We start from the raw sequence: 26,274 nt of genomic DNA, 5'->3' as shown, positions 1-26,274 counted from the left end.
GTCCTGTCGCTACCTGCCCTGAAGGCCACCTTGAGGGCATATAGGTCCCTCATGGTGGCCTTCAGGGCAAGTCACTTCGGGGTCAGATCGGGTTGAACTCGCCCAGCGGCGCGGTGCAGAACGGGCCGCCGACGAACTCGGCGGCCGCGCCGGTCGGGCCGGGCTTGCCCGCGAGCTGTTCGGCGTAGGCCTCGGCGTTGTCGAGGGACTTGTAACCCAGCGCCTCGGCCTCGGCGAGCGAGTAGATCCGCCGTGTGTTGTCCGAGACGCCCCAGATCAGCCGGTAGCCCGGCGAGGGAGCGCTCAGGCAGGCCTCGAACAGCCGCGCGCCGTCGTCCGGCGAGAGCCACGTGGTCAGCCCGCGCGGGCCGAGCTGCAGCGGCGTCTCGAAACACGAGCCGATGCGGACCACGATCACGTCCAGGCCGAACCGGGAGTGGTACAGGCTGCCGAGCGACTCGATGGCCGCCTTGCTCACGCCGTAGTAGGTGTCCGGGCGCGGGCTGGAGTCGGCGGGCAGGCCGCCCTCGCCCGCGTCGGCGTTGCGGCGGAAGCCCACCGCGTGGTTGCTCGACGCCAGGACCACACGCTTGACGCCGGCCTGGCGCGCGGCTTCCAGCACGGTGTGGGTGCCGTTGATGTTGACGTCCAGCGTGGCTTCCCACGAGTTCTCGCGGCTGTGCCCGCCGAGGTGGATCAGGGCGTCGGCCCCCGCGCAGGCCCCGGCCATCACGGCCGGGTCGGTGACCGAGCCGGTCACGATCTCGACGGCCTCGCCGTCCTCGGCGGCGGGCTGCGCGGCGAGGTCGAGCAGCCGCAGCACCCGGCCGGGACGGCGCAGCCGCGGCCGCATCAGGGTGCCGACGATGCCTGCCGATCCGGTGATCAGCACGCGCTGGTCTGCCATGGGGGTCCTCTCGAAACGGGGAACGGGAAACGCCCTCGCGCCCGGCGCCGGTCAGGACCGGCGCCGCGCCCGGGGACGGGTGGCGGCGGTCAGCGGATGCCGGCCCGGCGCAGCTGCTGCCCGAGCTCGGCGGTGGTCTCGGCCAGCAGCTCGCCGACGCGCTGGACGTCCGCGTCGTCGACCTGGCCGATCGGCATCGAGCAGCTCATCGCGTCGGTGCCGGGGATGCGGTACGGGATCACCGCGGCGACACAGCGGACGCCGAGGGTGCCTTCTTCTCTCTCGGCCGCGTACCCGCGCTCGCGGGTGCGCGCGAGGTCGGCGTGCAGCGCTTCCATGTCGGTGATCGTGTTCGGGGTGAGCGGCGGCAGCTCCGCCGGCATCAGGCTCTCGATCTCGTCGTGCGTCAGCTCGGCCAGCAGCGCCTTGCCCAGCGCCGTGGCGTGGGTGGGCAGCGTGCGGCCGACGCGCGAGACGAGGTGCGTCGAGTGCTGCGACTCGCGCGTCTCCAGGTAGACGACCTCGGTGGCGTTGCGGCGCGCGAAGTGCGCCGTGAACCCGGTCTTCTCCCGGATGCGCTCCAGCGCCTCGGTGGCGAACGGGACGATCGCGTCGCGGTCGAGGTACGCGGTGCCGCAGATCAGCGCGCGCACGCCGAGGCGGTAGCGCGCGGTGTTCGCGTCCGCCTCCAGCCAGCCCGCCTCCAGCAGCGTGCGCAGCAGGCCGTGCAGGCTGGAGCGCGGGAAACCGGTGCGCGCGTGCAGGTCCGACAGCGACAGCCAGACGTCGTTCGCGGCGAAGGTCTCGATCAGGTCGATCGCGCGCCGCGCGGACTTCACGCCCGCGGGCTCCGCGCCGGGCGTGGTGCCGCTCGCCGCGACCGCGGTGTCGAGCTTCTGCGGCATGGTGCGTCCTCCCACCGGCCGTTGACTTGTGACTCCGGCCATATTAGCGTCCCGAACAGCATTCTTATGGATGAACATAGTCACCATAACAGACTCCATTCAAGAATGTGAACACCGGAGGTGTCCCGGGCGTGTGCGGGACACTGGTGGGATCGTCGAACCCGTGGGCCGGGCACGCCGCCCCGGCCCCACCCGACGAGGACGGAAAGAGCAGAAACTGATGGCACAGACCGAGATCGAGCTGGACGGCCTGCTGGCGTTCCCGCTGACCCCGTTCACCGACGACCTCGAGGTGAACCTCGACGGGTTCGCGGAGAACGTGGAGAGCCACGTGGCCGCCGGCGCGGGTGCGCTGTTCGTCGCCTGCGGGACCGGCGAGTTCAGCTCGCTCTCGCCCGGCGAGGTCGCGGCCGTGCTGGCGAAAGCGCGTGAGGTGGCCGCCGGGCGCGTGCCCGTGTGGGTCGGCGCCGGCGGCGGTGCCGCGGCCGCGCGCGCGGGTGTCGCGGCCGCGCAGGCCGGCGGCGCCGACGGCGTGCTGCTGCTCCCGCCGTACCTGGTCACCGGCCCGCAGGCCGGGCTCATCGACTACGTCCGCTACGCCGTCGGCGACACGAGCGTGCCGGTAATCGTGTACCACCGCGGCACCGGCGTGTTCACCGCGCCGACGGCCGCGAAGCTGCTCGACATCCCGTCGGTGGTCGGCCTCAAGGACGGCTACGGCGACGTCGAGGTGATGACCCGCATCGTGACCACCATCCGGTCGCTGGGCACCGAGCGTTCCGACGGGTTCCTGTTCTTCAACGGCCTGCCCACCGCCGAGGTGTCGGCGAAGGCGTACGCGGCCATCGGCGTCGCCCGCTACTCCTCGGCTGTGCACTGCTTCGCGCCCGAGATCGCCCACCGCTTCCACCGCGCGCTCGCCGAGGGCGACACCGCCGTGATGGACAGCCTGCTCGCCGGCTTCTACCTGCCGCTGGTGGCGCTGCGCGACGAGACGCCGGGCTTCGCCGTCTCACTGGTGAAGGCGGCCGCGCGGCTGCGCGGCGACAAGGTCGGCACGATCCGGCCGCCGCTGATCGAGCCGACCGCCGAGCAGATCGACCGGCTCGGCAAGGTCGTCGAGGGCGGTTTCGCGGTGCTGAAGGGGATCGAGGGCCGCTGATGAAGATCCTGGACGTAGTACTCACCCCGGTCGCCTTCGCCGACCCGCCGCTGCTGAACGTGATGGGCGTGCACGAGCCGTTCGCGTTGCGCAGCGTGGTGCAGATCCAGTGTGAAGACGGCGTCGTGGGCCTCGGCGAGTCCTACGGCGACTCGGCGTTCCTCGGCGAGGTGCGCAAGGTGCTGCCGGAGCTGGCCGGGCACGACGTGTTCGACCTGCCGGGGCTCAAGCGGATCATCACGCGGGTGCTCGCGGGCACCGTGCTGACCGACGAGCACGGCCTGATCGGCGGGTTCTCCATCCGCAAGACGATCGCCAGCGTGTACGCGCTGTTCGAGGTCGCCTGCCTCGACGCGCAGGGCCACTACCTCGGCCGCCCGGTCGTCGACCTGCTCGGTGGCAAGGCGCGCGACGCCGTCGACTTCTCCGCGTACCTGTTCTACAAGTACGGCGCCCACATCGGCGCGGAGGAGGACAGCTGGGGCGAGGTCGTCACGCCGGACGCGCTCGTCGGCGAGGCGAAGCGGATGGTCGACGAGTACGGCTTCCGCTCGATCAAGCTCAAGGGCGGCGTTTTCGAGCCGGCGCAAGAGGTCGACGGCATCCGCGCGCTCGCCGAGGCGTTCCCCGGCCACCCGCTGCGGATCGACCCGAACGCCGCGTGGACCGTCGAAACGAGCATCCGCGTCGCCGAAGAGCTGGACGGCGTCCTGGAGTACCTCGAAGACCCGACGCCGGGCATCGAGGGCATGGCGAAGGTGGCCGAGCGCGCGAGCATGCCGCTGGCCACCAACATGTGCGTGGTGAACTTCGGCGACATCGAGCCGGCGTTCCGCGCCCGCGCCATCGGCGTGCTGCTGTCCGACCACCACTTCTGGGGCGGGATGCGGGACACGCAGGCGCTTTCGGTGACCTGCGAGAGCTTCGGCGTGGGCCTGTCGATGCACTCCAACAGCCACCTCGGCATCAGCCTCGCCGCGATGGTGCACGTCGCCGCCGCGACGCCGCACCTGACCTACGCCTGCGACACGCACTGGCCGTGGAAGACCGCCGACGTGATCGCGCCCGGCGCGCTGGAGTTCGCCGGTGGCGCGGTCGCGGTGCCGGGCAAACCGGGGCTGGGCATCGAGATCGACCCCGACGCGCTCGCCGCGGCGCACGAGAACTACGTCCGATGTGGACTGACCAAGCGGGACGACGTCACCTACATGCGCAAGTGGACCCCCGGGTTCGAGCCGAACACGGCGAGGTGGTGACCGCGTGAAGGTGACCGGATACGCCTACTCCTGGGACGTGCTCGGCGACCCCGGCTTCGTCGAGCGGGCGCGCGACCTCAAAGTGGACGAGGTCGCGGTGGCGCTGACCTACCACAGCACGCGCGCGGCCACGCCGTCGTCCGAGGACCGCACGTCGGTGATCGCGCCGCACGCCGCGATCTACCGGCCGGTGCGCGAGGAAGCCTGGCAGCGTCACGAACTCCGTCCGTCCACTGCGGACTGGGTCGCGCAGCCAGACAGCGGCGGCGACGCCGTGCGGCTGCTGAACACCGTCGGCGTCCCGGCCGCCGCGTGGCTCGTGCTCACGCACAATTCGCAGCTGGGCACCGCTTTCCCGCAGTACACCGTGCAGAACTGCTTCGGCGAGAGCTACCCGTGGGCGCTGTGCCCGGCGCAGCCCGCGGTCCGCGAGTACGCCGCGACGCTGACGGCTGAGGCCGTCGCGGGCCTGCAGCTGTCGTCGGTGATCCTCGAAGCTTGCGGCCCGCTCGGTGTCGTGCACCAGCACCAGCACGAGAAGACCGACGGCGTGTGGGCGCCCGCCGTGGCGCGGCTGCTGTCGATCTGCTGCTGCGCGGCCTGCACCGAAGGCTGGGACGGGCTCGACGGTGGCCTTGACGCCGCCACCGTGCGCGAGCAGCTGCGCGCCGAGGTCCGGCGGCTGCTGGCCACGGCCGACCTGAGCGTCACCGAGGACCGGCTCCCGGCGCCGCTGAAGGACGTGGTGCTCGCCGGGCGCCAGCGGGCCACCGACGCGTTGCGCGCCGCGGTGCTGGCCGGGCTGGAGCCGGGCACGCGGATCGTGCTGCACGGCGCGCTCGACCCGTGGGTCACCGGCGCGCTGCCCGGCCTCACCCCGACGGCGGCCGATGACGCCGCCGCGGTCGTCCTGCAGAACTGGGCGCCGGGGCAGGGCAGCGTCGACGCCGTGGCCGCTGCCCGCGCCGCGCTGCCCGCGCACGTCGCGGTCGGCAGCTACATCACAGCGGTCGCGGCGAACCCGGTGCCCGACATCGAGGCGTACGTGACCGAACTCGGCAAAGCCGGGGCCACCGAGCTGCACCTCTACCATCTGGGGCTGGCGGGACCCGGCCGACGGCCGGACCTGCACGCCGCCACCGCGGCGGCCCACCGCGTGCCCTGAACCGCCTGATCCGCCCCGAACTGGATCCACCGAGGAGAACCGTTCCATCATGAGCCGAGAGACCTCCGCCCCGGAGCTCGAGCACATCCTCGCCGCGGCCGCTGCCGCCGCCCGGCCGTTCGCGGCCGCCACCCCGGCCGAGCGGGCCGGCTGGCTGGCCGCCGTCGCCGACGCGCTCGACGCCGAGGCCGAAGAGCTGATCGCCCTCGCCCACACCGAGACCCACCTGCCCGCCGCGCCGCGGCTCAAGGGCGAGCTGGCCCGCACCACGTTCCAGCTGCGGCTGTTCGGCCAGGTGCTGCGCGACGGCGCGTTCCTCGGCGCGACCGTCGACCACGCCGACGCGGACTGGCCGATGGGCGCGCGCCCGGACATCCGCCGCGTGCTGGTGCCGATCGGGCCGGCGCTGGTCTTCGCGGCCAGCAACTTCCCGTTCGCGTTCAGCGTGGCCGGCGGCGACACGGCGTCCGCGCTGGCCGCGGGCTGCCCGGTGGTGCTCAAGGCGCACCCCGGCCACGAGGAGCTGTCCACGCGCACGGGCGAAATCGTCGTGTCCGCGCTGGCCGCCGCTGGTGCGCCGGAGGGCGTCTTCGCCGTGATCCACGGCTTCGAGCAGGGCATCACGGCACTGAAGGACCCGCGGATCGCCGCGGCGTCGTTCACCGGTTCCGTGCCCGGCGGGCGCGCGCTGTTCGACATCGCCGTCTCCCGCCCGACTCCCATCCCGTTCTACGGCGAGCTGGGCAGCGTCAACCCGGTGGTGGTCACCCCGGGCGCGGTCGCCGCGCGTGGCGAGGCGGTGGCGAAGGCGTACAGCGGCTCGTTCAGCCTCGGCGCCGGCCAGTTCTGCACCAAGCCGGGCCTGCTGCTCCTGCCGGAGGGCCACGGCCTGGAGGGCACCCTGCGCGAGGCCGTCGGCGGGGTCGCCCGCCAGCCGATGCTCAACGAGCGCATCGCGTCCGGGTTCGCGCACAAGCTTTCGGAGCTGCGCTCGGCGCCGGGCGTCGAGACGCTCGTGGACGGCACGCACCAGGGCGAGGAGTTCACCCCGAGCCTGCTCGCCACCACCGCGAAGGAGTTCCTGGCCGGCGGCGAGGCGGTGCGCGAGGAGCACTTCGGTCCCGCGTCGCTGATCGTCACCTACCGCGACCAGACGGAGCTGATCGAGGTGCTGGAGACGCTGGAGCCGGGCCTCACCGCCACCATCCAGGGCGAGGAGGACGAGGCCGAGTACGTCCGCCCGCTGCTGGCGCCGCTGACCCGGCTGGCCGGACGGCTGCTCTGGAACGACTGGCCCACCGGCGTCACCGTGAGCTGGGCGCAGCAGCACGGCGGCTCGTACCCGGCCACCACCGCGCCGACGACCACGTCGGTCGGCACCGCGGCGATCGAGCGGTTCCAGCGCCCGGTCGCCTGGCAGGGCTTCCCCGACGCGCTGCTGCCCGAGCCGCTGCGCGAGGACAACCCGTGGCAGCTGCCGCGGCGCACGGACGGGGCCCGCTGAAATGACTCGTGAGTGTTTATGCCGGTTAGAACCGGCATAAACACTCACAAGGTTCCCTCGCAAGCCAAGGACGTCTTGATCCTGGGAGGCATCGTCATGCCCGTAAACCGGAGAACTGCTTTGCGCGGCGGCGCCATCACGGCCGCTGCGGTCGCGCTGGCCGGCACCGTGCGGCCCGCTTTCGCTGCGGGCCTCGCACCCGGCGGCCTCGCATCCGCGGGCCTCGCGCCCGACCCGTACCAGGCCATCGTGGCCGGCTACCGCGAGCTGCAGACCGGCATCAACCGGCCGTCGCCGGAGCGCACGGCGGCGCTGAAGAACCTGGGCCGGGTCGCGAAGTCCTACAACGACAGCATGACGGTGACCGGAGGTCCACTGTGGACCGACCTGCCGCTGGGGCCGGGCAGCGACTACACCACGTCGATGTACGGGCGGCTGCGCGCCATCGCGGTCGACTGGGGCACCCCCGGCGGCACGCTGTCCGGTGACCCGGCGGTGCTGGCGCGGATCAAGGCGGCGCTCGAGCTGATCTACACCAGCCAGTACAACCCGCAGGTCGGCGAGATCGGCAACTGGTACACCTACGAGATCGGGGTGCCGTACTACGTGCTGCACACGCTCGTCACGGTCGCCGGCGAGCTGACGGCCGACGAGCTGGCCCGCTACGTCAGCCCGATCAAGCGGTTCGTGGGGAACCCGAACGTGCGCGCCAACAACACCGCGGTCGTCGAGACCGGCGCGAACCGGGCGGACAAGGCGCTGATCTCCATCGTCTCGGGCGCGCTGACCGGTGACGCGGCGTGGATCAAGACGGGCATCGACGCCATCACCGACGTCGCGGGCGGCGGCGCGGCGAGCGTCGTCGCGAAGCTCGACAAGGCCGCGGGCGACGGCTTCCACGTCGACGGCTCGTTCATCCAGCACGACACCATCCCGTACCCCGGGCACTACGGCATCGTGCTGCTCACCGCGCTGGCCGGCGCCATCCACGTCACCGAGGGGACCGGCTACGCGCTGCCGGACGACCTCAAGCAGAAGGTGTACGCGCTCGTCGGCGACACCTTCGCGCCGTTCGTCTACGCGGGCGCGCTGATGGAGCCGGTGCGCGGCCGCATGCTCTCGCGGCAGGGCGAGACCGGGCACGACATCGGCCACCAGCTGACCGTCTCCACGCTGGTGCTCGCGCGTTCGGCCACCGGCGCGGCGAAGGACGGGCTGTCCGGCCTCGCGGCCAAGTGGATCGGTGAGGGCACGTACGCGCCGTTCCTGCAGATCCCGGACCCCGAGCGGTTCGCGCCCGGGCCCGACCTGGTGGCGACGCCGGGCATCGAGCTCGCGCAGGAGATGCTGGCGGCCCGCGTGCGGCCGGCGCCGATCGTGGCCACGCACCGGATCTTCGGCCAGCAGGACCGGATGGTGCACGTGACCGAGGGCTGGTCCGGCGCGCTCGGCGTCGGCTCCACGCGCATCTCGCGGTACGAGTCGATCAACGGCATGAACCAGCACGGCTGGCACGTCGGCGACGGCGTGCTCTACACGTTCCTGCCGAACGCGAAGGGCCACTACTCCGACGCGTACTGGCCGACGGTCGACCCGCTGCTGCTGCCCGGCACCACCACCAAGACCGGCCCGGCGGGCGCGCTCGACGCCACGCCGTTGAGTACCAAGGCCCACGTCGGTGGCGTCCGCTGGGACGCGCGGCACGGCGCGTACGCGATGGATTTCGTTTCCGCCGACGGGACTTTGACGGCGAAGAAGTCCTGGTTCTTCACCCCGTCCGGGGTGGTTTGCCTCGGCGCCGGGATCACGGATGCCTCGGGCGAACAGGTCCGGACCACTGTCGAGAACCGCAATCTCGGCGAAAACGGCCGTGGTGTCTTGCTGGCCGACGCCCGCCTGATCTCCACCGCGCCGGGCAAGGCGAACGCGCTGCGCAAGCCGCGCTGGCTGCACCTCGACGGCGTCGCCGGTTACGTGCTGCTCGAAGACGCCCAGGTCACCGCGTTGCGGGAAGATCGCACCGGTACCTGGCGCGACGTCGACACGGGCGCCAACACCAAGGGCACCACGGACCCGTACACGCGGCGCTACCAGAAGCTGGTGATCGAGCACGGGGTGAAGCCCGCCGACGCTCGTTACGCGTACGCGGTGCTGCCGGCGGCGTCGGTGGTGGGGACTGTCGCGTCGTTGCTCACCTGGCGTGTTCGTGCGAACACCGCTGCGGCGCAAGCTGTCCGGCTGGCTGACCACACCCTGCTGGCTAATTTCTACAGTGCGGGTACTGTTGACGAAGTAGCTGTCTCAGGACCAGCGTCGGTCGCACTGGGGCGAACCGGCGGCGGCTGGTCACTCGCCGTCTCCGACCCGACTCAGCTCCAGGACAGCATCGAGGTGAAGGTGCGGCATACCACGGTGAAGGTGCCTGTCAAGGGCACTTTCGGCGCCACTCAGGTGGTAGCGCTGCGCTGAACCGCCACCAGCACTCTCCGCCGGGCCGGTGCCCCCCGACCCGGCCCGGCGGAGTCATATCGTGAGCCGTTCTCAGCCGCCCAGCTTGACCGCGCGGTGGACGTCGTCGGCGTAGGCCTCGGGTTGTTCCCAGGCGGCGAAGTGGCCGCCCGCTTCGTGTTCCACGTACTCGCGGATGTTCAGGAACGCCTCGGCGTAGCTTCGCGGCTCCGGCTTGAGGTCGCGCGGGAACACCGAAAGCACGGTCGGTGTCTCGATCCGGTCGGGGAGGGTGACCGGTTCGGCGTAGGTGGCGAACGAGGTGCCGATCGTGCCGGTGACCCAGTAGGCGGTGACCCAGGTGAGCAGCTCGTCCGGGGTGAAGGCCGGCCCGTCGGACCAGGACTCGAGTTTCTCGATGATCCACGCCGCGAGGCCGGCGGGTGAATCGCCCAGCGCGACGGCGAGGGTGTTCGGCCGCGTCGACTGCTCCGCGATGTACCCGCCCTCGGTCCGGAACCACTGCGCCGCCCGGCCGAGGTAGGCCGCCGCGTCGGGCGCGAGCTTCGCCGGGTCCGCCGCGAACGCGTGCTGCGGGGCGATGTTCGTGAGGTGCAGGGCGGCCACCCGGTCCGGGTGCTCGGCCGCGAGGAGCTCCGCGACGGTGGCGCCCACATCGCCGCCGGACACCGTGTACCGCGGGTAACCGAGCTCGTCCAGGGCGTCCGCGACGATCCCGGCGATCCGGTTGACCGACATGCCGGGAGCGGTGAGCGGAGCCGCGAACGGGAAGCCCGGCAGCGCGGGAACCACCACGTGCACGTCCGTGAGCAGAGGCAGGACGCGCTCGAACCGCAGCACCGAGTCGGGCCAGCCGTGCAGCAGCACGACAACCGGTGCGCCGGGATCCGCGGATCGCTGGTGGATCAGCCGCAGCTCGGTGCCGCCCGCTCTTACGGTCACCCAGGGAAGCCCGTCGATGCGGCGCTCGTGCACGCCCCAGTCGTAGCCGTTCGCCCAGCGTTCGAGCAGCTTGTCGAGGTGGGTGCCGGTGATGCCGCGGGTTCCGTCGTCGCTCCACGGGGTCGTGACCCGCCGCGTCTGCCGGAGTCGGTCCCGCATCTCGTCGTTCATGTGTATCAGCGTACACAAGATGTGTATGCTCGTACACATGACTTCGCGCAATGCGGCCGCCACCCGGCAGCGGATCCTGGAACACGCGCAACGCCAGTTCGCCCGGTCCGGGTACACGGCGATCACGGTGAAAGGCGTGGCCGACGCGGCCGGTGTGTCGCCGAACCTCATCACGCGCTATTTCGGCGGCAAGGACGGCCTTTTCCTGGCGGCGACCCAGGTGGAGATCCCGGTCGCGGACTCCTTTGACGGCGACCGTTCCGAGCTGGGTTCGCGCCTCGCCGCGAGCATCGTCCAGCGCTGGTTCGGTGCGCCCGGGGAAGATCCGCTGCTGGCGCTGCAACGCGCGTCCGGTGAACGCCCGGAGGCGGCGGAGGCCCTGGCCGCGTTCCTCGACACGAACTCGCTGGAGCCGCTGCACCACTACCTGCGCGACAGCGGCCTGGACGACGCGGACGCCCGCAACCGGGCCGCGGCGATCGACGCTTTTGTCCTCGGCGTCTCGACCCGTCGCCGGGTCCTGCGGTCCGAACTCGGCGACTCCGCTGAGCTTCAGGCCTGGCTGGGCGCCACCATCCAACGCCTCGCCGACGGCTGACCCGAGCGTCGTGGCCGTTCGCTGTCGTTCGCTGAGAATACGGGCGCCCGAACGCGAAAACGCCGCCCGGTCGGGAGACCGGACGGCGCGACTCGCGAACCCGTCAGCCCTGGCGGGCCTTGTTACGCGGGTTGTCGCGGTTGATGACAAAAACCTTGCCGTGGCGGCGGATCACCTGGGCGCCCGGCTGGCGGGCCAGGGAGCGGACCGACGTGCGAACCTTCATGGCTACCGTCCTCTCTCGAAGCGTGACACCGGTGTCAACAGTCTGACCGGTCGGTTTAGTCCCGCGGTTGCCTTGGGTCTGCGCCGTGCCGGTGAGCTGCGGGCCGACCAGGCCCGTTCGCTCGAATGGTTGTTCGGCGTGGTTGCGGAGCTTTGCTCGACGAGCTGCCCGGGGTCACGTCGCCATCGCCGTGGCCGACCAGCGGGCCAGGTCCTCACGGCGGATGGCGGCCGCCATCAGGTCCGGGAAGAGGTCCGGGGTGCAGGCGAAGGCCGGGACGCCCAGCTCGGCCAGGGCGGCGGCGTTTTCGTGGTCGTAGAACGGGGCGCCGGAGTCCGAGAGGGCCAGCAGGGTCACCACCTGGACCCCCGAGCCGACCAGTTCGCCGACGCGCCGCAGCAGGTCTTCGCGCACCCCGCCCTCGTACAGGTCGCTGATCAGGACCAGCAGGGTCTGCTCCGGGCGCTCGATCAGGCCCTGGCAGTAGGCCAGCGCGCGGTTGATGTCCGTGCCGCCGCCCAGCTGGGTGCCGAAGAGCAGGTCGACCGGGTCGGCGAGGTGCTCGGTCAGGTCGGCGACCGCGGTGTCGAACGCGACGAACTTCGTGCTCAGCGCCCGCATCGACGCCAGCACCGCGCCGAACAGGCCCGAGTACACCACCGACTCCGCCATCGAGCCCGACTGGTCGACGGCCAGGATCACCTCGCGCTGCACGCTGTGCTGACGCCGGCCGAAACCGACCAGCCGCTCGGGCACGATGGTCTTCAGCTCGGGGGAGTAGTGCCGCAGGTTCTTGTGCACGGTCCGCGCCCAGTCGATGTCGGCCGCGCGCGGGCGCTGGGTGCGGGCCGCCCGGTCGAGGGCACCGCGCACGGCCGCGCGGGTCCGCTCGGCCAGCCGCTCCTCCAGCTGCGTGACCACTGTCCGCACCACGGTGCGCGCGGTCTCCTTCGTCTCCTCGGGCAGCACGCCGTTCAGCGAGAGCAGCGTGCCGACCAGGTGGACGTCCGGCTCGACGGCACTGAGCAGCTCCGGCTCCAGCAGCATCCGCGTGAGCCCGAGCCGGTCGACGGCGTCGCGCTGCATCACCTGGACGACCGAGCCGGGGAAGTAACGCCGGATGTCGCCCAGCCATCGCGCGACCCGTGGCGCCGACGCCGCCAGGTTCGCGCCGCGCCGGTCGCCGCCGCGGGTGCTCTCCTCGCGCTCGTCGTAGAGGGCCGACAGCACCGCGTCGACTCCTCTGTCCTCTTCGGACAGTGCGCGGCCGGTGCCGTCGTCGCCCCCGCCCAGCACCAGCCGCCAGCGGCGCAGCCGGTCGGGATCGGCCGGTTCGGTCATGACGTCACTCCCAGGAGGGTGGCCAGCACGGGCAGGACGCTCTCGGCCCGCGGCTCGTCCACCTCGTCGGTGGGCGCCTTCGCCTTCGGGGCGCCGCCGGACAGGGTGGCGGCCCGCTCGCCGATGGCCCGCTTCTCCGGACCCGCGAACGCGCCGAAAGTACGGCGTAACAAGGGAAGCACCTCGGTGAACACGTCCGGTGGGATACCGCCCAGCCAGGTGTCGATCACCCGCAGCATGCGCTCGTCGTGGACCAGCAGCAGTGCGCCGCCCGCGAAGAAGCCCTCGACGTACGCCGCGCCCGCCGCCGGCTCGACGCCCGGCGTGAGCGCGCGGCCCAGCCGCAGCTCGACCTCCGCGCCGTCCAGCAGGTCGGCGTCGTGCAGCAGGCGGACGACCCGCCCGGCCAGCAGCGGGGGCAGCGCGTCGCGCCCGGCGAGGCCGGACAGCGCGGAGAGCCAGCGCTCCCGCGCCGCTTCGCCGAGCAGGGTCGTCGCCTCGTGCACGTCGTCGATCAGGCGGCAGAACCGTTCGGCCGCCTCCTCGTCGATGCCGTGGGTCGCGGGCGGCAGGCCGGCGCAGACGCGGGTGAGCATCCGGTCCGCGACCTCCCGCAGCCGCGCCGTGTCGGTGCCGCGGACGTCGCCGTACCGCGTCGCCCGCGCCAGTGAGGGCAGCGCCGCCATCAGCCGGGCGACGTCCGCGTCGGCCGCCGCCCGGGTGTCGAGCGCGGTGAGCACCTCGGGCAGCGCGTCGCCCAGGTCCGCGAGCAGGCAGTCCTCGACCGCCGTGGTGATGTCGGCCAGCGGCGGCTTCCCGGCGACGACCTCGCGGACCACCGTGGCCGCGGCCGAGGGAACCGTGGTCCCGTGCACCGCCGCCGCGACCAGGTCCACCTCGTAGCCGGGCTCCCAGCACAGCGTCCAGGTCTCGCGGAACGTGCCCTTGCTGCGCGTTGCCGAGATTTCCGGTGCGCCCCAAGGGATGCCGAGCACCCGCAGCCGGTGCAGCAGCCGGGACCGGTCGACGCCGCCGGGCGTGCGCAGGTCGAGGTCCAGCTCCCGTACCTCCGGCTCGCGTTTGAGCCGCAGCCGCCGCGCGGTGGCGATCAGGTCGGCCGCGAGCGGCGCCTGCGGGACGGTCTCGGGCACCTCGCCGAGCAGCTCGCCCACCACCAGCCGCCGGGTGACCAGGTCGGCCTGCACGTCGTCGCCCCCGCACAGCACCGCGCGGGTGGCGGCGTCGACCTCCGCGAGCCCGGCCGAAGACCGTCCCCGCAGCGTCGCCAGCGTTTCGGCCAGCCGCACCGCCTCGATCACGTGCGCGGTGGAGACCGGCAGGTCCTCCTCGCGCAGCACCCACGCCACGCGTGTGAGCCAGCGGGTGGTGACGTCCTCGGCCGTGGTGAACAGGTGGTGGTACCAGCCGGGGGAGCGCACGCCGGCGCCGTAACCGGTGCCGGTCGCGAGCCGGCCATGGGTCCACGGTACCCAGGTGCACACCACCTTCCGCTTCGGGAGTCCTTTGAGGACGGACTGGTCCGCGGCCGCCGTCGGCAGCGGGTCGGCCAGCGCCGGGACGTGCCAGGCGCCGCAGACCACGGCGATCCGCTCGAAGCCCTCCTTGCGCGTTTTGCGGAGCACCGTGCGCATGTACGCCTCGCGCCGCCGCTCGTGGAGGTTCTCCGGCCGCTTGTCCTCCCGCAGCGCGGTCATCGCCTCGGCGATCACCTCGAACGGCGGCTCGGAGTCACGCCGCGACTCGACTACGTCGTCCCACCAGCGCTCGGGATCGTCGTACCCGCCGGCCGCGGCCAGCTCGGCGAGCGGGTCGCCGGAGCGGCCGTCGCCCCCGTCGCCGGAATCCCCGTCGCCCGAACCCCCGTCGCCGAGCGCGAACTGGTGCGCCGCGGGCAGGTCGCAGAACCGCACCGGCACCCCCGCGGCGGCGGCGTACCGGAGGGCTTGCCACTCCGGGCTGAACACCGCGAACGGCCAGAACGCGGCGCTCGACACGTCGTCCGCCGCGTACGCCAGCAGCGCCACCGGCGGGCGCATGCCCTCGTCGGCGGTCAGCCCGGCCAGCGCGTCGGCCTCGGGCGGGCCTTCGATGAGCACCACGTCCGGCTCCAGCTCGGCGAGCCGTGTGGCCACCGCCCGCGCCGAGCCCGGCCCGTGGTGCCGGATCCCGAGCAGGTGGGTGGTCATCCGCTGATCTCCTGGCCCGCCCGGTAGAAGTCGGCCCAGCCGTCGCGCTCGCGCACCACGGTCTCCAGGTACTCGATCCAGATCGCGCGGTCGGCCACCGGGTCCTTCACGACCGCGCCGTGGATGCCGGCGGCCACGTCCTGGGCGCGCAGGACGCCGTCGCCGAAGTGGGCGGCCAGCGCGAGCCCACCGGTGAGCACGCTGATCGCCTCGGCGGTGGAGAGCGTGCCGGACGGCGTTTTCACCGCCGTGCGCCCGTCTTCGGTCCGGCCCGCGCGCAGCTCGCGGAACACCGTGACCACGCGGCGGATCTCCGACAGCTCCGCGGCCTCCGTGGGCAGCGACAGCGCGGCGCCGAGCTGGGCGACGCGGCGGCTGACGATCTCCACCTCGGCCTCGGCGGTGTCCGGCAGCGGTAGCACCACGGTGTTGAACCGGCGGCGCAGGGCGCTGGAAAGCTCGTTCACGCCCTTGTCGCGGTTGTTCGCCGTGGCGATGAGCGTGAAGCCGGGCCGCGCCTGCACTTCGCTGCCCAGCTCGGGGATCGGCAGCGTCTTCTCCGACAGCACGGTGATCAGCGAGTCCTGCACGTCGGCCGGGATGCGGGTCAGCTCCTCCAGCCGCGCCACCTTGCCGTCACGCATCGCGCGCAGGATCGGGCTCTCCACCAGCGCCCGCTCGCTCGGGCCCTCGGCGATCAGCCGGGCGTAGTTCCAGCCGTAGCGGATCGACTCCTCCGCGGTGCCCGCCGTGCCCTGCACCAGCAAGGTCGAGTCGCCGCTGATGGCGGCGGCCAGGTGCTCGGACACCCACGTCTTCGCCGTGCCGGGCACGCCGAGCAGCAGCAGCGCCCGGTCGGTGGCCAGCGTCGCGACGGCGACCTCGACCAGCCGGCGCGGGCCGACGTACTTGGGCGTGATCTCGGTGCCGTCGTCGAGCCGGCCGCCGAGCAGGTAGGTGACCACGGCCCACGGCGAGAGCAGCCACGACGGCGGCCTGGTCCGGTCGTCGGCCGCGGCCAGCGCGGCCAGTTCGCCGGCGTACTCCTGCTCGGCGTGGGGCCGGAGAACTGCGGACGTCATGAGAGCTCCTCGTGCATTTCGCGGCGGAAGGTAAGGGTTTCGGCGACGGCGCGCCGCCACGGGGCGGCCTCGCCGGGCAGGGGGATCACAGCCAGGCGGTGGCCGAGGCAGGCGGCCGGCACCGCCTTGGCGATCAGGGTGGCCGCGTGCGCGACCAGCCGGTGGTCCTGCTGGGCGGCGACCCAGTCGAGCAGCACCCGGCCCAGCTCCTCGGGCCAGGGCCGGGGCAGGTCGAGGATCAGCCGGGTGAGGGCCTCGACTTTGAGGCCCCGCGCGAGCTTCGCGACAGTGGCGGCCTGCCGCTCCGGGGCGAGCACGCCGATCAGCGCGGCCGTGCTGCGCCCGCCCGGCTCCGCCTCGACGAGGGCCTGCGCCCACGCCTCGTCGCCCTGCCGGATCGCCGCCGTGGCCCAGCTGTCGCGCAGCACCGGCAGCGGGCAGCCGTCCACGAGCATGCCGACGAGGTCGGCCGGCGTGCCGAACTTCGCCCAGAAACCCAGCGGGGTGGCGGAAATGATCGCGCGCAGCCGCCCGGTGCCCTGGTCCGGCCCGTGCGGTACGCGGACGCCGTCGCGCAGGAGGGTGTCGTCCGCCTCGGGCAGGGTCAGCTGCAGGACATCGGCCCGCAACTCCCGGCTGCGGACGGTGACGCAGTCCTGCAGCCGCGCCGCCATTCGCCGGCCGAGGTCCGCTTCGGGCAGCCGGCCGAGCAGGTGCGTGGCCGTGTCGCGCACCCCCGCCGCCCGGTCGGCGAGCGCGTCGTCGAGGAACGGCTCGTCTTCCTCGGCCAGGTGCTCGCCGAGCAGGCCGAGGAAAGCGGCGCGCAGGTCGGCGGGCTCGCTGCGCCAGGTGGCCGCGAGCGCGGCCCGGGCGGCGGCCGGGTCTTCGGCGAGGGCCCGCGCGAGCCAGGCCTGACGCCGCGCGGGGGTGCCGAACTGCCAGGCGTCGTCGTTGTCGTCCGCGACCGTGGCGACCAGGAACGCCCAGTCGGGGTTCCGCTCGCCGAGCCAGGTGCCGACGGCCCCGGCGACCGCCGCCAGCGGCGCCCGCAGCGACACCCGCGTCCGCGCGTTTTCGGCGAGCTGGGGCAGCTGGTCGGGCGGCACCCGGAAACCGGTCGCGGCGACGGCGTTCAGCCACTCCTCCAGCAGCTCGGGCCGGTTCGCGTGGAGCAGCCGGGCCAGCCGCTCGCGCGCCGCGGGCGGGACGAACGGCCGCCCGTCCGGCTCGGCGGGGTCCTCGCGCCGCGCCCCGGGGATCGGCAACCGCCCGGCGCGGCGGTAGTTGGTGACGAGCGCGGCGGCGGTCAGCACCCCGTCCGCGGGGTCTTGGGCGCCTTCGGTGAGCGCCCGGATCGCGGGCGGCTGCCCGGCGAGGTCGAGCGTCCGGCGGCGGGTGCCGAGCAGGGCGGTGCTGACGAGGTCCTCCCAGGCCTTCATCGGGGCACCGCCTGGGGTGGGGGGTTGTGCTGGGAGACCAGCGGGGGACGGGTTGTGCGCGGGGGCAGGAGAGGGCTCCGTTCGGTGGTGGGGGTGGCGGGGGTTGTCGCGGTGACAGGAGCGGCTGCGGTGGTGGTTGCTGCGGTGGCGGAAGCGGCTGGGGTGGCGGGGGTCGCCGCGGTGGGAGAAGCGGCTGCGGTGGCGGGTGTTGCGGGGGTTTCTGTTGTGGCGGAGGTGAAGTCTGTGATCGGGGAGGTGGTTGCCGTGGCTGTTGTCGCGGTGGCGGTGGCAGTGGCGGCGCTCGCGGAGGTGGCGGCAGGGGTTGTTGTTGTGGCGGAGGTGAGGTCTGCGATCGCGGAGGCGTCCACCGTGGCTGCTGCTGCGGTGTCGCGGGTGGTGGCGGTCGTGATCGCTGCGCTACCGGTGGTCGCGGTGGTGGCAGGGGTTTCTGTTGTGGCGGAACCGAACTCTGTGCCCGCGGAGGCGTCCACCGCGGCCGCTGCCGCGGCGATGGGGGCGGCGATGACCGTGCCGGCGGCGGAGGCGATCACCGCGACCGCGGCAAAAGCGGTGGCGCCGGGCAACACGGCCGGAAGGGGATGCTCGTTCACAGGCGCACCGCGCCGTTCGGGTGCCAGCAGGTGAGTGGGCGGAGGCCGGCGGGGGTCCATTCGGCCGCGAGGGTCACCGGGTGTTCCGCGGCGAGGGCCAGCAGGCGCCACGGGTCGGTGGCGGGGGTCAGGGGCAGGGCGGCGCCGTCCACATCGGACAGTGCCCAGCCGTCCGGGTGGGTGGCCGGGGTGAGGTCGGCCAGGAGGACGGGCCAGCGGTCGAGCCAGGGGTCGGCGGCGAGGGCCTCGGCGTAGGACGCCAGTGCCTCGGCGACGGTGTCACCCCGCGGGACCGGCGACGTGACGGGCTCGGTGTGGTCGGCCACCAGTGCCCGCAACGGCACCGAGCCCGGGTAGAAGACCAGCTCGCCCGGCACGATGTGGCCCGGCGGCAGCGAGCTGTCCAGCGGACGGCCCGGCGGCGCGAAGGACAGCACCAGCGCGGGACGGCCGGAGTGCCGCCCGCGCAGCCAGGTGTGGCGGGTGCGGAGGGCGTCCAGCTCCTCGTCGACCGCGCCGGTGACCAGCCACTGGTCGGCGACGCGCTCGCCGGACTCCAGCACCTGCGCGGTGCTCGCGGCGAAGCCGAGCCGGGTGCGGACCGTCTCGGCGAGGCCGGGCGGCAGCTCGTCGAGCCGGGTCACCGCGCCCGCGAGCAGGTACAGCAGCGACAGCTCCGCCAGCAGGTCACCCGGCCAGTCGCGGCCCCGGCCGACCAGGCCCGCGGCCTGCCGCAGCCCACCGGCCAGGCCCGTCGCCTGCGCGTCGATCATCCGCGCCGCCACGCCGCGCAGCTCTTCGGCCCCACCACGCTCGAAGCCCGCGAACCCGGCCCCGACGCGGTCGGTCAGCCAGCCGCGCAGCTCGGCCGCGCCCGCCGTGACGCGGGCCATCCGGTCTTGCGCGCGCTTCGCCGCGGCCTCGAGGTCCTTCGGCGCGTCCGGCCGCTTCTCCGCGCGGGTGGCGCGAGAAGCACGCTCCTCCAACCAGTCCCGCACCCACCCGGCCTCGTCCGGGGTCTCGGGCACCTGCCCCGACGACCACAACAGCAACAGCCCCAGCGCGTGCTTGCACGGGAACTTCCGGCTCGGGCACGTGCACCGGAACGCGGGCCCGGCCAGCTCGACCGCCGCCTGGTACGGCTTCTTCCCGCTGCCCTGGCACGCGCCCCACACGGCCCGCCCCGACGCGCCGGTGCTGGACCACTTCGCCGGCGCCGCCTGCCCGCGCCCGGCCTTCGCTGACGCCGGGTCCGGCGCGAGCCCGACGACGCGCTCCGGGCTCCAGCGCGCTGTCACCTGTTCCCCCACGATTCCTTGCCTCTGTTCCCTTACCGCGCAGTCGATCCCTCCCCTTGGTGGGGCTGACCGGAGAAGCATCCCACCCGGCACCGACAATTCCGGCGGCCGCCACGATCCGCCCGCTACGATCGGACCTCGTGCCCCCACCGCTCACCGCCGTCGCCGAGGCCCACCGGCGGTTCGGCGCCGCGCTCGCCGGGCTCACGGACGCCGCGGTGCACGGGCCTTCGCTGCTGCCCGGCTGGACCCGTGGCCACGTGCTCGCCCACCTCGCCGATGCCGCGCGCGCACGGACCCGGGTCGTCGAGCACGCGTTGCGCGGCGAGGCAGTCGCGATGTGGGCGCCGGGGGAGCGGGACGCGATCATCGACGCCACCGCCGGCCGGACCGCCGACGAGCACCGCGCCGCCGTCGCCACCCAGGCCGAGGCCCTGGAACGGGTGTGGTCGCGGGTCGAGGACTGCCCGGCCTTCGCCCCGGCCGTGTACACGCGCTGGCGCGAGGTCTGGATCCACCTCGTGGACACTGACGTCGGCATCGGCCCGGCCGACTGGCCGGAGGACTTCGCCGCTCACGCCGTCGGCTTCATGCGCGAGCGGATCCCGCCGGGCACGAGCCTCAAGGCCACCGATGTGCCGCGCCGGTGGGGCCCGCCAACCGGGGACACCGGAGTCGCCGGCCCCATCCGTGACCTCGCGGCCTGGCTCACCGGCCGTGGCAACGGCGCGAGCCTCACCGCCCCGCTGCCCCCGCTCGGCCCCTGGCCCCGCTACTGACGAAAAAACGCCGGGCCACGAAAGCGGCCCGGCGTCTTCAAGAGGGAGAACGCGTCAGCTCTTGATCGCCCCGCGCCAGCGGACCTGCGGGAGCATCCGGTCGACGTTCACCCGGTGCTTGTTGGCGCCGACGATGTCGAACATCGACTCGATCAGCGTGTCCGACAGCAGGTGCGGCTCCAGCCCCAGCCCGACCAGCCCGGTGTGCTTGACGTTGTAGTGGTGCTCCGGCTGCTCGACGCGCGGGTTGTCCAGGTTCTCGATCTGCACCGGCCCGGGGAAGGCGTCCGCCACCAGGTCGGCGATCTCGCTCACCGACATGGTCGCGGTCAGCTGGTTGAACACGCGGAACTCGCCGCGGTCGGCGGGGTTCTCGACGGCGAGCCGGATGCACTCCACGGTGTCGCGGATGTCGATCAGGCCGCGGGTCTGGCCGCCCTTGCCGTACACGGTCAGCGGCTGGCCCAGCACCGCCTGGATGACGAAGCGGTTCAGCACCGTGCCGAACACGCCGTCGTAGTCGAAGCGGGTGGCCAGGCGCGGGTCGAGGGTGGTCTGCGGCGTCTCCTGGCCGTAGACCACCCCCTGGTTGAGGTCGGTGGCGCGCAGATCCCAGACGCGGCAGGCGAACTCGATGTTGTGCGAGTCGTGCACCTTCGACAGGTGGTAGTACGACCCCGGCTTCTTCGGGTAGAGCATCCGGTCCGTGCGGCCGTTGTGCTCGACGTCGAGCCAGCCTTCTTCGATGTCGATGTTGGGCGTGCCGTACTCGCCCATCGTGCCGAGTTTGACCAGGTGGATGTCCGGGTTGATCTCGGCGATCGCGTACAGCAGGTTCAGGTTGCCGACCACATTGTTGTTCTGCGTGTAGACGGCGTGCTCGCGGTCGATCATGGAATACGGCGCGGAACTCTGCTCCGCGTAGTGCACGATCGAGTCGGGCGCGAACTCGCGCACCGCTTCGAACAGGAACTCCGCGTCGAGCAGGTCGCCGACGTAAGAGGTGATCTTCTTGCCCGACACCTCCTGCCAGGCATCGATGCGGGTCGCCAGGTCTTCGATGGGGACGAGACTCTCGGCTTCCAGTTCGACGTCGTACTGCCGCCGGGCGAAATTGTCGAGAACAGCCACTTCATGGCCTTTGTCCGACAAGTGCAGTGCCGTGGGCCAGCCCAGGTATCCGTCGCCACCGAGAACCAGCACTCGCATTGAGGAGCCTTTCCGTATCGTTTACGCGACAAGCGCGCTGATTCCTCTTTGTACATGACGCCATGGCCGCGCTCGAACTTATCGACCAGGTGCTGATGATGGCCTGGCAATGAGCTGTGAATCTCCTATGCGTCGGGGGGTCGGGCGGCCGTCGGGAGCGGCCGAGGGGAGACTGGGGACATGACGACGGTAACCAACCCGGTGAAGCCTCGCACGACGGAGGAATCACCCCGATCCCGGCGCCGCGGCACAATCCGGTTCTTTCGGGCCGCCACCAGCTCGGTCGGGGCGACGCTGCTCAGCCAGGCTGCGTTGCTGTCGGTGCTCGCGCTGGGCGGCGCACCGTGGCTGGCCAGCGTTTTGGCGTTCGCCGCCGGCGCCGTGCTGAACTTCTTCCTGACCCGTCGCTGGGTGTGGGGCCGGCGCGGCCGTCCCCGGATCGGTGCCGAGCTGTTGCCTTACGTCGCCGTGATTTCGCTCGGCGGGCTCGCCTCGGTGGGCCTGACCACGCTCACCGGCCACCTGCTCGCGCCGCTGGGCCTGCCGCACGTCTGGTGGGTCGTGCTCATCGACGCCGCGTACGTGGCCAGCTACGCGCTGGTGTTCGTCGTGAAGTTCACGATGCTCGACCGCTTCGTGTTCGGCCGCGGCGCAGCACGTACCCCCGCCACCACGTCCCCGTCATGACGCGGGCGTAGTTCGCGCCGTAGACCAGGCTGCTGCCCTTCTTGCTTTTGCCCGCCTTGCGCAGCCGCATGCTCATCGGCCGCTCGAGCACGCGGGCGCCGCGCGCGGTGATCCCCAGCAGCAGTTCCGATGACTGGTACTGCGGCTCGTTGAGCGGGACGGCGCAGGCGAGTTCCGCCCGCATGGCCCGGAATCCGAAGGACGTGTCGGTGATTTTCCGCCACGTCAGCACGGAAGCCAGCCAGGCGAACACCCGCACGCCGAGCCAGCGCATCCGGCTGTCGGCCTCTTCGTAGCCCAGCCGACGCGAGCCCGTGACGAAATCCGCGCTGCCGTCGAGCAGTGGGGCCATCAGCTCGGGCATTTCGCTGTTGTCGCACTGGTCGTCGCCGTCGGTCGTGACGATGTACTTCGCGCCCTTGCTCGCGGCCAGGTGGTACCCGACGCGCAGCGCGGCACCCTGGCCCCGATTGGTCGGCGCGACGCAGACGTACGCCCCGTGCTCCTGCGCGATCCGCGCGGTGTCGTCGGTGCCGCCGTCGACCACCACCAGGACGTCGACGGGCAGGCCGAGGCACTCGTCGGGCATCTTCTCCAGCACCTGCCCGATGCCGCCGGCCTCGTTGTAGGCGGCGATCACCACGGTCAGCTCCGACAGTTTCGTGTCCGGGTGCCGGGCTTCGAAGTCCGCGACCGCGCCGTCGTCCACGGCGTCCGGGTACGCCCCGAGCCGACGGCGGCTGGCGGCGGTCAGCGTCGTGAAGCCGAGCGCGCCCGCCACCGGCAGCAGCACGAGCGCCGGCAGCTGGTAGCGCCAGGAGAACTCGAAGACGGCCGAAGCGAAGAGCAGGAACAGCCCGGTTCCGGCGGCGAACAGGGCGCCGCCGCGCGCCTTGTCCCGTGGTTTCTTGCGCCGCAGCAGGGTGAGCAGGCCGAGCAGGGCGAAGAAGCCGAGCACGGCGCCGGGGACGAACCCGCCGTTGATCTGGTAGTCCCGCAGGAACACGGCGATCGGCTCGTTCACGGTCGGGTCGATGCCGTCGTACTGCCGCGTGACCATCGCGACGCCGGGCGGGTCGGCCCACAGCGGGTAGGTCTGCTGGAACTGCCAGCGGTCGAGCGGCACGTCGTTGATCGCGGTGGCGCGGGTGAACCGGAAGCTCTTGGAGAAGTCGCCGATGATCGCCTTCGTGACGTCCCACCACTGCGCCTTCAGCACGTCGTGCGCGAACTCGTTCGCCAGCGCGGTGCGGTCGGCGCCCGGCGGCAGCGGCCCCGGCCACAGCGGGTCCTGGTCGGCGTGGGTGTAGTTGTCGACGAGCCGTTCCGGGATCGGCTGGGTCGGGCAGAACACCTGCAGGGTCGGGTCGAGGTGCAGGTTCGCGCAGTCCGCGACGGCCGCGGCTCGCCCGTAGAGCATGCTGCCGGACGGCCCGCTCAGGCCCCATTTCCCGGTCTGCGCCTTGACTTCCACCGCGTACGGCGCCACCACGACGACGATCGCGAGCAGCCCGGCGGCCGCGTTGCGCCAGCCCCGCCAGTGCCGCCACGCGCTGCCGGCGGCGAGCACGTAGAGCAGGAACGGCACGGCGAGCGAGATCCCGATCAGCCGCACCAGCACGCCGAACCCGATCAGCAGCCCGGCCAGCGCGATCCGCCGCCAGTTCGGCTTCCCCCGGGCCAGCAGGAGCCACAGCAGCCCGAGCAGCAGTGCCTCGAACAGCACCTCGGACATGATGTTCTGCTCGATCTGCAGCTGGTAGCCGTCCAGCAGGATCGGCGCGGCGGCGAGCGCGGAGACCCACCGGCGGGCGCCGAGTTTCCGGGCCAGCGCGTAGATCCCGACGGCGATCGCGAGGCCGGCGACGTGCTGCACGGCCGCGACGAAGGCCAGCCCGCCGATGGCCAGCAGCGGCCGCAGCACGAGGTCGTAGCCGATCGGGTTCATCTGGTCGCCGCGCAGCCCGAGGTTGCCCAGGTAGCGGAACGAGTCGATGTAGAGCAGCGCGGGCTGGTAGGCCACCCAGGTCAGCACCCGGAGCGCGGTGCCCGCGGCGAGCAGGGCCAGCAGGAGCGCGTGCCGGCGGAGGAACAGGGTCACGTGGTCGCTTTCAGGTCCAGTTCCGAGAAGTACTTCCACGCCGTGGCCAGCCCGTCGGCGAGCGAGATCGCCGGGGTGAAGCCGATGGTCTCCGCGCTCGCCGAGACATCGGCCAGCACCGCGGGCATCTCGCCCGCCGGCGCGGCGACGTGCTCCACCGGCAGCTCGGCGCCGGTCACCTCGCGCACCGTTTCGACCATCTCCAGCACCGAAACCGAGTGCCCGGCGCCGACGATCGCGCGGCCGTTGTACCCGCTTTCGAACGCCAGCAGGATCGCGCGCACGACGTCGTCCACGTGCACGAGGTCCCGCCGCTGCTCGCCGGTGCCGTACACACGCACGCCCTCGCCGGCCAGCGCCGCGCGCATCATGCGCGGGACGAAGCTGTCCTTGTGGGACATGCCGGGCCCGTAGACGTTGGTGAACCGCAGCACGCAGGTGGTCATGCCGTACGCGCCGGAGTAGCCGGACAGCAGCATTTCGCAGGCGGCTTTCGTGGCGCCGTACGGAGTGAGCGGCCGGGGCGGCAGGTCCACTGTGATCGTCGACGTGCCGACGTCGCCGATCACCGCGTTCGTCGAAGCCAGCACGAACCGCGGCACCTCGTTCTTACGCGCCAGCTCCAGCAGCTCGTGGGTCACGGTGACGTTCTCGGTGAACGTCTCATCGGGGCGTTCGACCGACTTCAGCACCGACGTGAGCGCGGCGAGGTGGACGATTCCGGCGGTTTCCGCGGTGATCGCGGCTTCGCGGGTGGCGGCGTCGAGCAGGTCGCCGACGATCACGCGGACGCCTTCGTCGGTGGTCTCGTACGGGACCCGGTCCACGACCGTGACCGGGAAACCGTGGTCGCGGAACGCGCGGACGGCCGCGCGGCCGATGAAGCCGCTGCCGCCGGTGACCACAACGGAGGTCCTGTCTGGACCGCTCGGGAGTGACATGGCGGACAACCTACCTGCGCGACCTGTGCGCCCCCTTGGTGGAGCGGATCGGGCGGCCGCGTGTGGCCACCCCCAGTGGCCACACGCGGACGAACCGTGTTTAGTTTTCTTAACGGCGTCGGTGCGGAGTGTATCCTTGAGTGGACAGCTGGTGTCAAGTTTACGTGACGGTTATGCTCGACCTCGTCACGGACGTAGGACGGTTTGGGGGCGTTGATGGCCGAGGCACCGGACGAGGGCGAGCGCAGTTTCGCCGAGCGGCTGGCGAATCTGATCGCCACCGTGCACCCGCCGGACCGCAAGCCGTACTCCTATCGCGAGATCGCGCAGGGGGTCGCCGACCTGACCGGCGTGAGCATGTCGGCCACGCACGTCCAGCAGCTCGCGGTGGGCGCGCGGCGTGACCCGAAGCGCTCGCACATCCAGGCGCTGGCGCGGTTCTTCGGCGTGCCCGTCACCTATTTCTTCGACGACGACGTGGCCGAGCGCGTCGACGGCCAGGTCGCCGACGTGGTGGCCTGGCGCGACACCGAAGCGCGTGACCTGGCCCAGCGCGCGATGCGTCTTTCCCCGCGTGATCGCGAGACGGTGACCGCGCTGGTGGACCAGCTGAACAGCTACGACGCGGGCCGCGACCGGTCCCGTCGCGGGCGGAAGCCGGAGTAGCCCCGCCCGCTATGCTGATCGCCTCCGGGACACCGAGCAGCGCCCAGTGCACCCGGCTGGTCCAACCGCCGATCGCACCGGGAGGGGTCATCGACCCGAGCCTGCGAGCGCGCGCCCGGACGCGCGTGCGAGACCTGCTGCGCGACGTCCCGCTGCCGCGCCCGTGGTCGATGAACGCGTGGGTCGACCTGCTGGAGCGACGGCGCGGCCGGGAGATCGACCTGGTCGCCGTCGAGTACGCGCCCGGTCGTCCCTCGGGGGCCTGGCAACGGCGTGCGGACTACGACCTGATCGCTTACACCGCCGGTACTTCGCCGCTGCACCAGGACCACATCATCGCCCACGAGATCGCGCACATGCTGTGCGGGCACCGGGGCGTCTGCCTGATGTCGAAGGCCGAGGCCGCGGCGGTCGCGCCGGACCTGAGCTCGCACCTGCTCTCCCACCTGCTCACCCGCGTGACCAGCGACGACAACGAATACGAGGCCGAGCTGATCGCCGTGCTGCTGATGAGCGAAGCCACCGCCGGCGTCGCGCCGCTGCGGCCCGGCGCGTCCGGCCGGTCCGCCGACCAGGCGCGGCGGCTCGCGTCGCTGCTCGGATAGGCG

General features: G+C 72.4%; 23 protein-coding genes. 11 read left to right on the top strand and 12 right to left on the bottom strand.

Annotated elements, in window-relative coordinates; translation table 11 throughout:
- Positions 1–82: 82 nt before the first annotated feature.
- Positions 83–907 (bottom strand): NAD-dependent epimerase/dehydratase family protein, encoded by an 825-nt coding sequence (locus OG943_RS18105; RefSeq protein WP_328610959.1) that lies wholly within the window; start codon positions 905–907, stop codon positions 83–85.
- 89 nt (positions 908–996) lie between these two features.
- Entirely contained in the window at positions 997–1,812 is an 816-nt protein-coding gene (locus tag OG943_RS18100; RefSeq protein WP_328610958.1) for an IclR family transcriptional regulator, read from the bottom strand.
- A gap of 220 nt (positions 1,813–2,032) precedes the next feature.
- On the opposite strand from OG943_RS18100, the gene OG943_RS18095 reads away from it, so the two are divergent.
- From OG943_RS18095 to OG943_RS18075, 5 genes are all read left to right on the top strand, one after another.
- Positions 2,033–2,974, top strand: coding sequence for a 5-dehydro-4-deoxyglucarate dehydratase (locus tag OG943_RS18095; protein ID WP_328610957.1), 942 nt, complete (start codon positions 2,033–2,035; stop codon positions 2,972–2,974).
- The gene (locus OG943_RS18090) at positions 2,974–4,230 is read left to right on the top strand and encodes a glucarate dehydratase family protein (protein ID WP_328610956.1); all 1,257 of its coding nucleotides are present in this window, start codon (positions 2,974–2,976) and stop codon (positions 4,228–4,230) included. The genes OG943_RS18095 and OG943_RS18090 overlap by 1 nt, the downstream gene beginning before the upstream one ends.
- A 4-nt stretch (positions 4,231–4,234) precedes the next feature.
- The gene (locus tag OG943_RS18085) at positions 4,235–5,395 is read left to right on the top strand and encodes a hypothetical protein (RefSeq protein WP_328610955.1); all 1,161 of its coding nucleotides are present in this window, start codon (positions 4,235–4,237) and stop codon (positions 5,393–5,395) included.
- Between the two features lie 49 nt (positions 5,396–5,444).
- On the top strand, positions 5,445–6,899 hold the full coding sequence (locus OG943_RS18080; RefSeq protein ID WP_328610954.1) for an aldehyde dehydrogenase (NADP(+)): 1,455 nt from the start codon (positions 5,445–5,447) through the stop codon (positions 6,897–6,899).
- A 96-nt stretch (positions 6,900–6,995) separates the two neighbouring features.
- Positions 6,996–9,368, top strand: coding sequence for a polysaccharide lyase 8 family protein (locus tag OG943_RS18075; RefSeq protein ID WP_328610953.1), 2,373 nt, complete (start codon positions 6,996–6,998; stop codon positions 9,366–9,368).
- Between the two features lie 72 nt (positions 9,369–9,440).
- Here OG943_RS18075 and OG943_RS18070 read toward each other — a convergent pair whose 3' ends face one another.
- Positions 9,441–10,481 (bottom strand): epoxide hydrolase family protein, encoded by a 1,041-nt coding sequence (locus tag OG943_RS18070; RefSeq protein ID WP_328610952.1) that lies wholly within the window; start codon positions 10,479–10,481, stop codon positions 9,441–9,443.
- 37 nt (positions 10,482–10,518) lie between these two features.
- Here OG943_RS18070 and OG943_RS18065 point away from each other — a divergent pair, with 37 nt between their 5' ends.
- Positions 10,519–11,079, top strand: a complete 561-nt coding sequence (locus tag OG943_RS18065) for a TetR/AcrR family transcriptional regulator (RefSeq protein ID WP_328610951.1) — start codon at positions 10,519–10,521, stop codon at positions 11,077–11,079.
- Between the two features lie 103 nt (positions 11,080–11,182).
- Here the strand turns inward: OG943_RS18065 and rpmJ are convergent, their stop codons facing one another.
- The 5 genes from rpmJ to OG943_RS18040 form a co-directional block, all read right to left on the bottom strand.
- A complete protein-coding gene (gene rpmJ, locus OG943_RS18060; RefSeq protein ID WP_328610950.1) occupies positions 11,183–11,305 on the bottom strand; it encodes a 50S ribosomal protein L36 in 123 nt (40 codons plus the stop codon).
- A 174-nt stretch (positions 11,306–11,479) separates the two neighbouring features.
- Positions 11,480–12,646 carry a VWA domain-containing protein gene (locus OG943_RS18055; protein ID WP_328610949.1) on the bottom strand — a complete coding sequence of 389 codons (1,167 nt, stop codon included), beginning with the start codon at positions 12,644–12,646 and terminating at the stop codon, positions 11,480–11,482.
- Complete coding sequence (locus OG943_RS18050; RefSeq protein WP_328610948.1) at positions 12,643–14,853, bottom strand: DUF5682 family protein; 2,211 nt, start codon at positions 14,851–14,853, stop codon at positions 12,643–12,645. The genes OG943_RS18055 and OG943_RS18050 overlap by 4 nt, the downstream gene beginning before the upstream one ends.
- Positions 14,850–15,935: an ATP-binding protein gene (locus OG943_RS18045; RefSeq protein WP_328610947.1), complete on the bottom strand. Its 1,086-nt coding sequence runs from the start codon at positions 15,933–15,935 to the stop codon at positions 14,850–14,852. Before OG943_RS18045 ends, OG943_RS18050 begins: the two co-directional genes overlap by 4 nt.
- A complete protein-coding gene (locus tag OG943_RS18040; RefSeq protein ID WP_328610946.1) occupies positions 15,932–17,374 on the bottom strand; it encodes a DUF5691 domain-containing protein in 1,443 nt (480 codons plus the stop codon). The genes OG943_RS18045 and OG943_RS18040 overlap by 4 nt, the downstream gene beginning before the upstream one ends.
- 129 nt (positions 17,375–17,503) lie before the next feature.
- Between OG943_RS18040 and OG943_RS18035 the strand changes: the two genes are divergently transcribed.
- The gene (locus OG943_RS18035; RefSeq protein WP_328610945.1) at positions 17,504–18,019 is read left to right on the top strand and encodes a hypothetical protein; all 516 of its coding nucleotides are present in this window, start codon (positions 17,504–17,506) and stop codon (positions 18,017–18,019) included.
- Here OG943_RS18035 and OG943_RS18030 read toward each other — a convergent pair.
- The gene (locus OG943_RS18030; RefSeq protein ID WP_328610944.1) at positions 17,982–19,283 is read right to left on the bottom strand and encodes an SWIM zinc finger family protein; all 1,302 of its coding nucleotides are present in this window, start codon (positions 19,281–19,283) and stop codon (positions 17,982–17,984) included. The two genes, OG943_RS18035 and OG943_RS18030, sit on opposite strands and share 38 nt — an antisense overlap.
- Before the next feature lie 140 nt (positions 19,284–19,423).
- On the opposite strand from OG943_RS18030, the gene OG943_RS18025 reads away from it, so the two are divergent.
- Positions 19,424–20,062 carry a maleylpyruvate isomerase family mycothiol-dependent enzyme gene (locus tag OG943_RS18025; RefSeq protein ID WP_328610943.1) on the top strand — a complete coding sequence of 213 codons (639 nt, stop codon included), beginning with the start codon at positions 19,424–19,426 and terminating at the stop codon, positions 20,060–20,062.
- Positions 20,063–20,116: 54 nt separating this feature from the next.
- Here the strand turns inward: OG943_RS18025 and OG943_RS18020 are convergent, their stop codons facing one another.
- A complete protein-coding gene (locus OG943_RS18020; RefSeq protein WP_328610942.1) occupies positions 20,117–21,271 on the bottom strand; it encodes an NAD-dependent epimerase/dehydratase family protein in 1,155 nt (384 codons plus the stop codon).
- Positions 21,272–21,451: 180 nt separating this feature from the next.
- Between OG943_RS18020 and OG943_RS18015 the strand changes: the two genes are divergently transcribed.
- The gene (locus OG943_RS18015; RefSeq protein ID WP_328610941.1) at positions 21,452–21,958 is read left to right on the top strand and encodes a GtrA family protein; all 507 of its coding nucleotides are present in this window, start codon (positions 21,452–21,454) and stop codon (positions 21,956–21,958) included.
- Here OG943_RS18015 and OG943_RS18010 read toward each other — a convergent pair.
- Both OG943_RS18010 and OG943_RS18005 read right to left on the bottom strand, forming a co-directional pair.
- A complete protein-coding gene (locus OG943_RS18010) occupies positions 21,888–24,059 on the bottom strand; it encodes a glycosyltransferase (RefSeq protein WP_328610940.1) in 2,172 nt (723 codons plus the stop codon). The genes OG943_RS18015 and OG943_RS18010 overlap by 71 nt on opposite strands.
- Entirely contained in the window at positions 24,056–25,000 is a 945-nt protein-coding gene (locus OG943_RS18005; protein WP_328610939.1) for an NAD-dependent epimerase/dehydratase family protein, read from the bottom strand. The genes OG943_RS18010 and OG943_RS18005 overlap by 4 nt, the downstream gene beginning before the upstream one ends.
- A gap of 216 nt (positions 25,001–25,216) precedes the next feature.
- On the opposite strand from OG943_RS18005, the gene OG943_RS18000 reads away from it, so the two are divergent.
- Complete coding sequence (locus OG943_RS18000) at positions 25,217–25,666, top strand: helix-turn-helix transcriptional regulator (protein WP_328610938.1); 450 nt, start codon at positions 25,217–25,219, stop codon at positions 25,664–25,666.
- Between the two features lie 11 nt (positions 25,667–25,677).
- On the top strand, positions 25,678–26,271 hold the full coding sequence (locus OG943_RS17995; RefSeq protein WP_328610937.1) for a hypothetical protein: 594 nt from the start codon (positions 25,678–25,680) through the stop codon (positions 26,269–26,271).
- The last annotated feature ends 3 nt before the right edge of the window (positions 26,272–26,274 follow it).

The sequence above is a fragment of the Amycolatopsis sp. NBC_00345 genome, from assembly GCF_036116635.1.
GTDB lineage: Bacteria > Actinomycetota > Actinomycetes > Mycobacteriales > Pseudonocardiaceae > Amycolatopsis.
This window is presented reverse-complemented; position numbering and strand designations above follow the sequence as displayed.